Annotated in this window: 11 protein-coding genes and 2 pseudogenes; 11 read left to right on the forward strand and 2 right to left on the reverse strand. The window is 61.0% G+C overall.

Annotation, left to right across the window (positions count from 1 at the left end; genetic code table 11):
• The first annotated feature begins 50 nt into the window (after nt 1-50).
• Nucleotides 51-1,085, forward strand: coding sequence for a DUF3137 domain-containing protein (locus ACESNB_RS06245; protein WP_373005423.1), 1,035 nt, complete (start codon nt 51-53; stop codon nt 1,083-1,085).
• Nucleotides 1,086-1,088: 3 nt separating this feature from the next.
• Here ACESNB_RS06245 and ACESNB_RS06250 read toward each other — a convergent pair whose 3' ends face one another.
• Entirely contained in the window at nt 1,089-1,289 is a 201-nt protein-coding gene (locus tag ACESNB_RS06250; protein ID WP_373005425.1) for a hypothetical protein, read from the reverse strand.
• Between the two features lie 235 nt (nt 1,290-1,524).
• Between ACESNB_RS06250 and ACESNB_RS06255 the strand changes: the two genes are divergently transcribed.
• Complete coding sequence (locus ACESNB_RS06255) at nt 1,525-1,902, forward strand: hypothetical protein (protein ID WP_373005427.1); 378 nt, start codon at nt 1,525-1,527, stop codon at nt 1,900-1,902.
• 3 nt (nt 1,903-1,905) lie between these two features.
• Here ACESNB_RS06255 and xth read toward each other — a convergent pair whose 3' ends face one another.
• Nucleotides 1,906-2,682 carry an exodeoxyribonuclease III gene (gene xth / locus ACESNB_RS06260; protein ID WP_373005429.1) on the reverse strand — a complete coding sequence of 259 codons (777 nt, stop codon included), beginning with the start codon at nt 2,680-2,682 and terminating at the stop codon, nt 1,906-1,908.
• Nucleotides 2,683-2,768: 86 nt separating this feature from the next.
• Between xth and ACESNB_RS06265 the strand changes: the two genes are divergently transcribed.
• The 9 genes and pseudogenes from ACESNB_RS06265 to ACESNB_RS06305 form a co-directional block, all read left to right on the forward strand.
• Nucleotides 2,769-2,990: a twin-arginine translocase TatA/TatE family subunit gene (locus ACESNB_RS06265; RefSeq protein ID WP_373005431.1), complete on the forward strand. Its 222-nt coding sequence runs from the start codon at nt 2,769-2,771 to the stop codon at nt 2,988-2,990.
• 22 nt (nt 2,991-3,012) lie between these two features.
• Nucleotides 3,013-3,211: pseudogene (gene tatB, locus ACESNB_RS06270) on the forward strand (Sec-independent protein translocase protein TatB); the annotation flags it as partial.
• A gap of 148 nt (nt 3,212-3,359) precedes the next feature.
• Nucleotides 3,360-4,184 carry a twin-arginine translocase subunit TatC gene (gene tatC, locus ACESNB_RS06275; protein ID WP_373005433.1) on the forward strand — a complete coding sequence of 275 codons (825 nt, stop codon included), beginning with the start codon at nt 3,360-3,362 and terminating at the stop codon, nt 4,182-4,184.
• A gap of 97 nt (nt 4,185-4,281) precedes the next feature.
• Nucleotides 4,282-5,241 (forward strand): NYN domain-containing protein, encoded by a 960-nt coding sequence (locus ACESNB_RS06280; RefSeq protein ID WP_373005445.1) that lies wholly within the window; start codon nt 4,282-4,284, stop codon nt 5,239-5,241.
• 59 nt (nt 5,242-5,300) lie between these two features.
• The gene (gene serS, locus ACESNB_RS06285; protein WP_373005435.1) at nt 5,301-6,791 is read left to right on the forward strand and encodes a serine--tRNA ligase; all 1,491 of its coding nucleotides are present in this window, start codon (nt 5,301-5,303) and stop codon (nt 6,789-6,791) included.
• On the forward strand, nt 6,788-7,549 hold the full coding sequence (gene surE / locus ACESNB_RS06290; protein ID WP_373005437.1) for a 5'/3'-nucleotidase SurE: 762 nt from the start codon (nt 6,788-6,790) through the stop codon (nt 7,547-7,549). Before serS ends, surE begins: the two co-directional genes overlap by 4 nt.
• The gene (locus ACESNB_RS06295; protein WP_373005439.1) at nt 7,537-8,190 is read left to right on the forward strand and encodes a protein-L-isoaspartate O-methyltransferase; all 654 of its coding nucleotides are present in this window, start codon (nt 7,537-7,539) and stop codon (nt 8,188-8,190) included. The genes surE and ACESNB_RS06295 overlap by 13 nt, the downstream gene beginning before the upstream one ends.
• A gap of 123 nt (nt 8,191-8,313) precedes the next feature.
• Entirely contained in the window at nt 8,314-8,682 is a 369-nt protein-coding gene (gene yajC, locus ACESNB_RS06300; RefSeq protein ID WP_373005441.1) for a preprotein translocase subunit YajC, read from the forward strand.
• A 41-nt stretch (nt 8,683-8,723) separates the two neighbouring features.
• Nucleotides 8,724-9,431: pseudogene (locus ACESNB_RS06305) on the forward strand (protein translocase subunit SecD); the annotation flags it as partial.

Consider the following 9,431-nt stretch of genomic DNA (forward strand, 5'->3'; position numbering starts at 1 on the left):
GGGCAGGCTCGGTCTAGTATCCGGTCATATTCAGCCGGAGACGCGTGCGAATGACAGACCAGACGTCTGACCTGCCCGGTGGAGAGCCTGACCCGGTCGATCCGGATATCACCAAGGCTCTGTCCGGCCTGCCGGACGGCTTTGGCGATTTTGCGCGCATATTCCAGGATGAGATCCGTCCGGCCCTGCAAGCGCGGGAGGGGGACCGCCTTGCCGCCATCGCAAAGGCGCGGGAGGCGGGATATGTCGGTGGCGGCATCGGCATTGTCGGCGTCCTGATCGGACTGTTCGTTGCCAAGCTGCCCATTCTGGCGATCGTCGCAGCCATGGTCGGGTTCGGCTATGCCTGGTGGGGAGCACGCGATGTTACGAAGCTGGGCAAGGAAGCGAAGACATTGCTGGTTGCGCCCATCGCACGCCAGTTTGAGCTGAGCTTCAACGAGGCCCCGGGACAGGTCGCGTCGATCTACAGGCACCACGACGTCGGCATCGTGCCTGACTGGGACCGGGACAGTTACGAAGACCTGATCACCGGCACACGCAAGGGCGTCGATTTCGAGCTGTTCGAAGCGCACCTGGAAGAACGTCGTCATTCGACCGATTCCAAAGGTCGCACGCAGACCCGCTGGGTCACGGTGTTTCGTGGCCAGTGCCTGCGCTTTGCCTTCCACAAGTCTTTCCATGGCCGCACGCTGGTGACGCGCGATGCTGGTTTCTTCAACCGGTTCGGCGGTGGCAAGGGCATGCAGCGGGCAATGCTCGAAGACCGGGAATTCGAGCGCATCTTCGAAGTCTACACGACTGACCAGGTCGAGAGCCGTTATCTGCTGACCCCGGACCTGATGCAGAATCTGGTCGATATGGAAAAGACCTTCCATGGCGGCAAACTGAAATGCTGCTTCGACGATGGCGAACTCTTGATCACGCTCCAGGGCAGTGACTTGTTCGAACCTGGCAGCATGTTCAAGCGGCTCGACGACCCGGAACGGGTGCGCGAATTGTTGAGCGATTTTGCTGCCGTGTTCAACATCATCGATGCCGTGATGGCCAATCGCCGTGCCCAGGACCCTGGCAGGGACGCCTGACGCTCACGCCGTGCGGGCTGGCAGCGTAAAGGCGGCCAGCAGAGCGATCGGCAGGGTCAGCGTCCATTTCGGTGCCCACCGGGCTACATGCAGTTCGGCAGGAATTTCGAGCGGCGCCACGAGCTGGTCGAGTGTCACAGCGACATCGGGCGAAGGGCCGGTCGAACGGGGAATTGTATGCGTTTCGGGCGTGAAGGCGGTCATCTCTGTTCTCCTTGTGTGCTCACAATGTGAGCGAACGATTACAAATGTACCTCCAATCATGGCAAAAATCCGGCAAAGTGAGCGATTGATCATTTTTAATATTGTGCGGCGGTTCGCTGGCACGCCCCGGCGCGGGCTGTGAGCAATTGGGGCCGCCGTGTGGCACGTCTATTCAGGTTTGCTTCAGCCGCGTTCCGGCATTAGGCAGGCAAGCTGAAAAAAGAGACGTCTGTCCATGTTCCGTATTTTATTCGCCTCCGCTGCCCTGATGGCGGCCATGCCGGCCGCCGCTGACACCTTGTCGCCAAAGCAGGTTCAGCGGTGCAAGGCCATGCAGTCGACGCTGGCGCCGAAACAGGCCGAGATTGAAGAGGCGACAGCCTCGCGCGATGAACTGGCAGCAAGGGCCGAGGCGCTCGGCGACCAGTATGAGGATGCGCAGGTCATGCGCCTCGCCTCATCTTCGAATGCTGAGGCTGCAGATTCGGCCAAGGCAGAGTTCGATGCCGCCCGGCGCGCATTCGCCCAAGCGGAGTTCGCGCTGCAGGCGAACGCACGGCAGTTCAATCAGGATGTCGCTGACTATAATCGGTCCTGTACGCCCAAAAAATAGGCGTCAGTCCTCAAAAATGCCGATGACCGGCACATGGTCTGACGGCTTTTCCAGTTCACGCGCCTTGCGGTAGATTTCGACGCCAGTCAGCCGGTCGGCGGCCTGCGGCGAACAGAGCAGATGGTCGATGCGGATGCCGTGATCCTTCTGGAACGCGCCGCCCTGATAATCCCAGAACGTGTATTGGTGCGCGCGGCCGTCGCAGGTTTCGAACACATCCGTGAGGCCGAGATTCTTGAGGCGCCGGAAGGCTTGCCGCGACTCCGGCAGGGCGAGGGCATCATCGGCCCAGACGCTTTCATCCCAGCTGTCATTGACGCCCGGGATGACGTTATAGTCGCCGCACAGGACGAAAGCCTCTTCCGTTTTCAGCAATGCGCGCGCGTGTCCCTCAAGGGCCTCCATCCATTCCAGCTTGTAGTCAAATTTCTGGCCCGGCGCGGGGTTGCCGTTCGGCAGGTAGATGCCGCCCACGCGGATCGGCGTGTCGGCCATGACCAAAGCCTCGATATAGCGTGACTGGTCGTCCTCCATGGTCGACAGGCCCTTGCGGACATCGTCCAGCGGGTATTTCGACAGGATGGCCACGCCATTATAGGATTTCTGCCCGTGGACGGCGCAGTTCCAGCCCAGTTCTTCCAGTTCCATATAGGGAAAGCCGTCGGTCTCACATTTGAGTTCCTGCAGGCAAACGACGTCACAATCGATTGCGCCGAGCACTTCCAGCACGGTGGGAAGGCGGGCCTTGATCGAGTTGACATTCCATGTGGCGATACGCATGCCCCTCCTTTAACAGCTTCGCCCCATTGTTCCAGCCGGAACGCAAGGCTATGCTGCATTGCGAAACACGTAATCAGGAGGCCCCCATGGGCTCAGTCGGACCACTCCAGATCGTCCTCGTCATCGTGGTAGCTTTGCTCCTGTTCGGTGGCCGTGGCCGTATTTCTTCAATCATGGGCGACATGGCCAAGGGCGTGAGATCGTTCCGGAAGGGCCTCGCTGATGACGATGAGCCCAAGGCCGTCGACAAGGAAGACCTTGTTGACGTGACCCCGAAGAAGAAAGACGAGACGAAAGCCTCGTCATAATGTTTCTGGTGGAGGGCGCATAATGCTGCCCGGAATCGGTTTTTCCGAACTTCTTATCCTTGCCCTCGCGGCCCTCATCATCGTGGGTCCGAAAGATTTGCCATTGATGATGCGCAAGGCCGGCCAGATGGTGGCCAAGGCGCGGTCGATGGCGCGCGAATTCCAGGCTGCCTTTGAGGACATAGCCCGACAGAGCGAACTGGAAGACCTGCGCAAAGAGATCGAAGACCTCAAGCGCAACAATGCCATGACCGAGGCCCAGGATGACCTGGCCAATATGGAAAGCGATCTCAACGCTGCCGTCATGCACAAGGAAGCTGCCGAGGCCGGAGCCCCTGCGCCTGAGCCCAAGCCCAAGGACGACGCTGCGTGAACAAGGTCCCGCCGAAAGACGAACAGCCTGAAATCCTAGACGAAGTGGAAGCCAGCCGGGCGCCGCTGCTGGAGCATCTCACCGAGCTGCGCTCGCGGCTGATCATCTCGCTGGCCGTGCTGGGCATCTCCTCGCTCGGTTGTTTTTTCGTGGCCCAGCCAATCTATGATTTCCTGCTCGCGCCTTTTGCCCAAAAGGCAGAGGCCCTGCGCGGCGCGCCGCTGGAGCTGATCTTCACGGCGCCAATGGAATTCTTCTTCGCCAAGGTGAAGCTCGCGTTGTTCGCGGGCATTTTCTTGGCCTTTCCGGTCATTGCCTGGCAGATCTATGCCTTCGTTGCACCGGGGCTTTACAAGACCGAGCGCGGGGCCTTCTGGCCCTTCCTCGTGATCGCCCCGGCCCTGTTCGCGACAGGGGCGGCGTTCGTTTACATCCTGATGTTGCCGATGCTGGCGCGCTTCTCGATCTCGCAGGAACAAATCGACAGCGGTGTCGCGACGATCAAGCTGTTGCCGAAAGTGTCGGAATACCTGTCGCTGGTGATGGCGCTGATGCTGGCGTTCGGGATTTCCTTCCAGCTACCGGTGATCCTGACCTTGCTCGCCAAGATCGGACTCGTCTCGGCCCAAACCCTGATCAGCGGCCGCAAATATGCGATCGTTCTGATCCTGGGCTTTGCGGCCGTGTTTACCCCGCCGGACATCATTTCCCAGCTCGTCCTGACCGGACCGGTCTATTTTCTCTACGAAATTTCGATCTTTTGCGTGAATCTCATCGAGAAGAAACAGGACGCCGAGGACGCGACACCTGCTGACGAATAGGCAGAATTGATGCGGTGCACGGTTGCATTCGCGCGGCGAATGTTGAACATCGGGGCCTCGCTCAATCCGCGAATCAGGGAGAACCGTTTTGTCACGCGTGAACAGCGTTCTTCTTGTCGATTTCGACAATATCTACGCGGCAACCGGCGTAGGCTTTACCGAAAACGTGGCCAATTGGGTCCTTTGGCTTGAAGATGGCGCGCTGTCTGAACGGCAGAAACGGCGCAAGTTCGTGTCCAAGCGTGTCTACTGGAACCTGCAATACGACGTGCACAGGCCAGTGTTCGAGGCGGCGGGTTTCGAGGCTTTCAACTGCCGCGCCTTCGCCAAGAACAAGATATCGGCCGGCAAGAGCTCGGCCGATATCGTCCTCACCATGGACGCCATCGAGATGGCCATGCAGGTCAAGAATCTCGACGAAGTCATCGTGCTGACGACCGATTCAGATTTCGTGCCTGTGGTGAATCGAATCCAGTCGCCCCGGCTGCATGTTGTGACGGGGGGCAAGGAAACCGACCCGACCTACGAACTCTACAGCCAGCATGCCGATGCCGTGGTCCACATGTCGGCCTTGAAGGCGGCGTGCGACTATGAGCGCACGCCGCGCAAATGGTACCGTTTCCGCAGCCCGCCGCCCGAAGTGGTTGCGCCGCGGCTGGTCCAGGAGCGCCGCTCGCCCTTCATTATGAAGGTGCGCAACGCCGTCATGGACGAGATGGACACGCATACGTCCCGTCCGGCGGACGAACATCCGCACCTCACCCGCGCCGTCGAACTGGTCATGCAGCTTGGTGCCCGCACACCCGACCAGCCAATTGCCCGCGAAAAGATCGTCAAGGCGCTGTCGGCCATTCCGGATTTCACTACGGTGCCGCACAAGGGCCAGCCGGCCTGGTTCGGACTGCGCAACTATGCCGTCATGATGATGCGCCTGCGCGCGCTCGAGCCTTCCATCGAGGTTCACCCGCAAAAGCGTAACGGCACGAAGGTCATTTGCCGAGTGCCCAAGACGGCTGCGCCTGCGGCATTGCAGGCGAGCGCCGACGCCACCGCATAGTGGACGCCGCCCGCGGGGCGCATTAGAGCCTGTAGCAACAGCCATTGCAGGACCTTTCCATGTTCGATATCCGCGCCATCCGAGATAATCCGGACGCCTTCCGCGCCGCCTGGAACCGCCGCAAGCCGGGGCTTGGCGATATCGTCGACCAGATCCATGCGCATGACGGCGCGTTGCGCAAAGCCGTTACCGACAAGCAGGATGCCGAAAAGGTCCGCAACGAGAATTCCAAGTTGATCGGGCGGGCGAAGGCAGAAAAGAACGAGGAAGAGGCCGCGCGCCTCATGGCCCTCGTCGCGGAAGCCAAGCTGACCATCGAGGCCGCTGGCGAACAGGAAGCCGCCGCCAAGGCGCTGCTGGACGACATACTTATGGGTCTGCCCAACTTGCCACTGGCTGAAGTGCCGGAAGGCCAGGATGAAGAGGGCAATGTCGAGCAAAGCCGCTGGGGCGAACCCAAGCGCATCAACAATCCGAAAGACCATGCCGATATCGGCGAGGCGCTGAAAAGCGATCTCGGGTTTTCCCAGATGGATTTCGACAGCGCCGTGAAGATGAGCGGCGCGCGGTTTGTGGCCCTGCGCGGCAAACTCGCCCGCATGGAACGGGCGCTGGCGGCCTTCATGCTGGACCTGCAGACGGGTGAGCATGGCTATGAGGAAGTCAGTCCGCCGCTGCTGGTGCGCGACAATGCACTCGTGGGCACGGGGCAGTTGCCGAAGTTTGCTGGGGATCTTTTCGGAATTGAACTTCCAAAGCACATGTTGGTCGATCAGATAACAGCTCATATCAACGAAATGTTCGACGAGCATAAGCAGCGATTTCGAGGTGAAGACTACGAGTTCAAACTCGACGAAATTGATGAATTCCTAGACTCGGAAAGATACGACATGCTCGAAAGAGCAAAATCGTTGGATTATGGGGAACGCGAACTTTCGCTCTTTAGAATGAGGTTGATTCCCACCGCCGAAGTCCCGCTTACGAACCTCGTCCGTGACCAAATCCTCGATGCCTCGCGCTTTCCGCTCCGCTTCACCGCGCATACGCCTTGCTTCCGCTCGGAAGCCGGCAGCGCGGGGCGCGATACGAAGGGCATGATCCGCCTGCACCAGTTCAACAAGGTCGAACTCGTCTCCATCGTGGAGAATGAGGAACAGGGCCTTGGCGAACTCGAACGCATGACGGGCTGCGCCGAGGAAGTGCTGAAACGCCTCGACCTGCCGTTCCGTCGCATGCTGCTCTGCACCGGCGACATGGGGGCAGGGGCCCGCAAGACCTATGATCTCGAAGTCTGGCTGCCGAGCCAGAACACCTATCGCGAGATCAGTTCCTGTTCCTATTGCGGCGACTTCCAGGCCCGTCGCATGGACGCGCGCTTCCGCAAGGAGGCGGGTGCGAAGCCCGAATTCGTCCACACGCTGAACGGTTCCGGTCTCGCCGTCGGCCGCACGCTGGTTGCCGTGATCGAAAATTACCAGAACGAAGACGGTTCCATCACCGTGCCGGATGCGTTGCGCCCCTACATGGGCGGGCTGGAGACCATCGCATGAGAATCCTGCTCACCAATGATGACGGCATCAATGCGCCGGGCCTGTCGGTGCTGGAAGACATTGCCAAGGAATTGTCTGACGATATCTGGATCGCGGCCCCCGAAGAGGAGCAGTCAGGCAAGGGGCGCGCCATCTCGCTGACCCAGCCTGTGCGAACGCGCAAGGTTGGCGCCAAGGCCTGGGCCATTGCAGGCACGCCATCCGATTGCGTGCTGCTGGCCATGCAGGACCTGATGCCGGACGCGCCGGACCTTGTGCTCTCCGGCGTCAATCGCGGCCAGAACATTGCCGAGGACACCAGTTTTTCCGGCACCATCGCGGCGGCCATGTTCGGCATGCAGCTGGGCATTCCTTCGATCGCCCTCAGCCAGGCGCAAAGCTTTCGCGAGCGCGGCTCGCTGCCATGGGAAACCGCCCGGGCATGGGGCGCGAAGACGTTGCGGCCGCTGCTCAAGCAGGGCTGGCCTTCGGATGTCGTGATCAATGTGAACTTCCCGGACCGTGAACCGGAAGACGTTGCTGGCATCCAGATCACCCGTCAGGGGTTCCGGGACGAGAGCATCATCCATACTGACCGCCGCGAGGACCTGCGCGGCAATGATTATTACTGGATCGGCTACAAGGGAAAGCTGTCCAAGCCCGATGCCGGGACCGACCTGCGGGCCATCTATGATGGCTATGTCTCGGTTTCGCCCCTGCATGTCGACCTGACGCACGAAGCCTATCTCAAGGAATTGCGCGAGACATGGCCGACCTGATCGCCGATCCCTTCCGCGCCGCGCGCCTTGTCCTGCATCTGCGGCAGGAGGGAATTACCGATGGCGGCGTGCTGAAGGCGATGGAGACGATCGACCGGGGTGCGTTCGTCTATACGCCGGGCCTCGAAAAGCTCGCCTTCGAAGACTGCGTCCTGCCGATCCCCTGCGGCCAGATCGTGCCGCGTCCGGCAGTGACCGGCCAGCTGTTGCAGGCCCTCCAGATCAAGCAGATGCGTGAGGCGCGCATCCTGCTGATCGGCGTCGGCAGCGGGTATACGGCCGCGCTCGCGGCCCAGCTCGGCGCCGATGTCTTCGCAATGGACCGTTTCCGCCGTCTTTGTGACGCCGCCCGGCGGCGCATGCTCGACCTCGGCCTCGGCAACGTTGCCGTCCGGCATGGTGACGGTCTCACCGGGTGGCCTGAGCGTGGCCCCTATGACCGGATACTTCTCACGGGCGCGGTCGACGAGGTGCCGGACGTCCTGTTGCAGCAATTGGCCAAGGGCGCAGTTCTGATTGCGCCGCTGCAAACCGCCGATTCGCAGGTCCTGCTGAGAATGGGCGCGGATGGCACGCAACAGCGTCTGGCCATCGCCCATCCGCTTCCGGCGCTGGTCGAGGGACGCTCACGCGCCCTCTAGGACAGATTCGCACGGCCTGCAGGGCTTGTTTGCCAAGGCCTGCGCCCACCGCTATAGGGGCATGACTTTCGCAGGCACCCTGAGGGGGCTGCCGCGATGCAGGGTTACAGGGAGTTGACCACAATGCAGAACAAATTCGCCGCGGTATTCGCCATTTTCGCGGGTCTTTCCCTTCCAGCACTTGCGCAAGCTGCGCCGGCAGCGGGTCCGGGCGTCCTGACGCAAGTCATGTTCTTCCTGCCGCTGATCCTGATTTTTTACTTCCTGCTCATCCGTCCGCAGCAGCAACGCGCCAAGAAGCACAAGCTGATGGTCGAGAACGTCAAGCGCGGCGACGCTGTCGTCACGTCGGGTGGCCTGATCGGCAAGGTCACCAAGGGTGGCGACACCGAAGTCACCGTCGAGCTGGCCGAAAATGTCCGGGTGCGCGTGATCAAGGCCATGGTCGTTGAAGTGCGCGGCAAGAGCGAGCCGGTCGCCGCCAACGACTAGGTCTACCGCGCTCGGCCGCTTTCCCGCCTAAGGACGAATACATGCTTCAGTTTCCGCTCTGGAAGATCTGCCTGATCCTCGGCATCATGCTGTGGGGCATCATAATGGCCCTGCCGAACGTCGTGAACATGTCCGGTGCGCCCGCCGGCGTGCCCAAGCAGGGCGTCAATCTCGGCCTCGATCTTCAGGGCGGCGTCTATCTGATGATGGAAATCAACCCGGATGAAGTCGTTGCCAACCGGCTGGAAGTCTTCGCCATCGACGTGCGCAACGCGCTGGGCAACAAGGACGGAAAGACGCTGATCGGCCACCTGCCGACCATCGATGGCCGCACACTTAACATCAATCTGACGCGCCCCGATGCTGACGGCAATTTTCCGATGGATGAGGCGCTCGCCCGCGTTCGCAAGCTGAATGGCAGCGTCGAAGGCGCTATCGGCGGCGCGAAGACCTATGACATCGAAGCGGCCGGTCCCGCTGTGATCAAGGTCACGGTCCCGGCGACATCGGAAGAAACCCTGATGAAAGACGCCCTCGCCAAGACGATGACCATCGTGCGGCGCCGCGTCGACCCAGAAGGCGTCAGCGAGATTTCCATCACGCCGCAGGGCAACAGCCGCATCATCCTCGAAGCGCCGGGCGAACCCGATGCAACGCGCCTGAAGAGCCTGCTCAGCCGAGACGGCAAGATGACGTTCAACCTGGTCGAAAGCAGCCCTTCAGCGATCGCGGCTGCCGAGAAAGGCGTC

Source organism: Hyphomonas sp., from assembly GCF_041689225.1.
Classification (GTDB): domain Bacteria; phylum Pseudomonadota; class Alphaproteobacteria; order Caulobacterales; family Hyphomonadaceae; genus Hyphomonas.

Coding starts and splice junctions, on each gene's coding strand:
- ACESNB_RS06245 (WP_373005423.1), top strand. CDS start 51: ATGACAGACCAGACGTCTGACCTGCCCGGTGGAGAGCCTGACCCGGTC.
- ACESNB_RS06250 (WP_373005425.1), bottom strand. CDS start 1,289: ATGACCGCCTTCACGCCCGAAACGCATACAATTCCCCGTTCGACCGGC.
- ACESNB_RS06255 (WP_373005427.1), top strand. CDS start 1,525: ATGTTCCGTATTTTATTCGCCTCCGCTGCCCTGATGGCGGCCATGCCG.
- xth (WP_373005429.1), bottom strand. CDS start 2,682: ATGCGTATCGCCACATGGAATGTCAACTCGATCAAGGCCCGCCTTCCC.
- ACESNB_RS06265 (WP_373005431.1), top strand. CDS start 2,769: ATGGGCTCAGTCGGACCACTCCAGATCGTCCTCGTCATCGTGGTAGCT.
- serS (WP_373005435.1), top strand. CDS start 5,301: ATGTTCGATATCCGCGCCATCCGAGATAATCCGGACGCCTTCCGCGCC.
- surE (WP_373005437.1), top strand. CDS start 6,788: ATGAGAATCCTGCTCACCAATGATGACGGCATCAATGCGCCGGGCCTG.
- ACESNB_RS06295 (WP_373005439.1), top strand. CDS start 7,537: ATGGCCGACCTGATCGCCGATCCCTTCCGCGCCGCGCGCCTTGTCCTG.
- yajC (WP_373005441.1), top strand. CDS start 8,314: ATGCAGAACAAATTCGCCGCGGTATTCGCCATTTTCGCGGGTCTTTCC.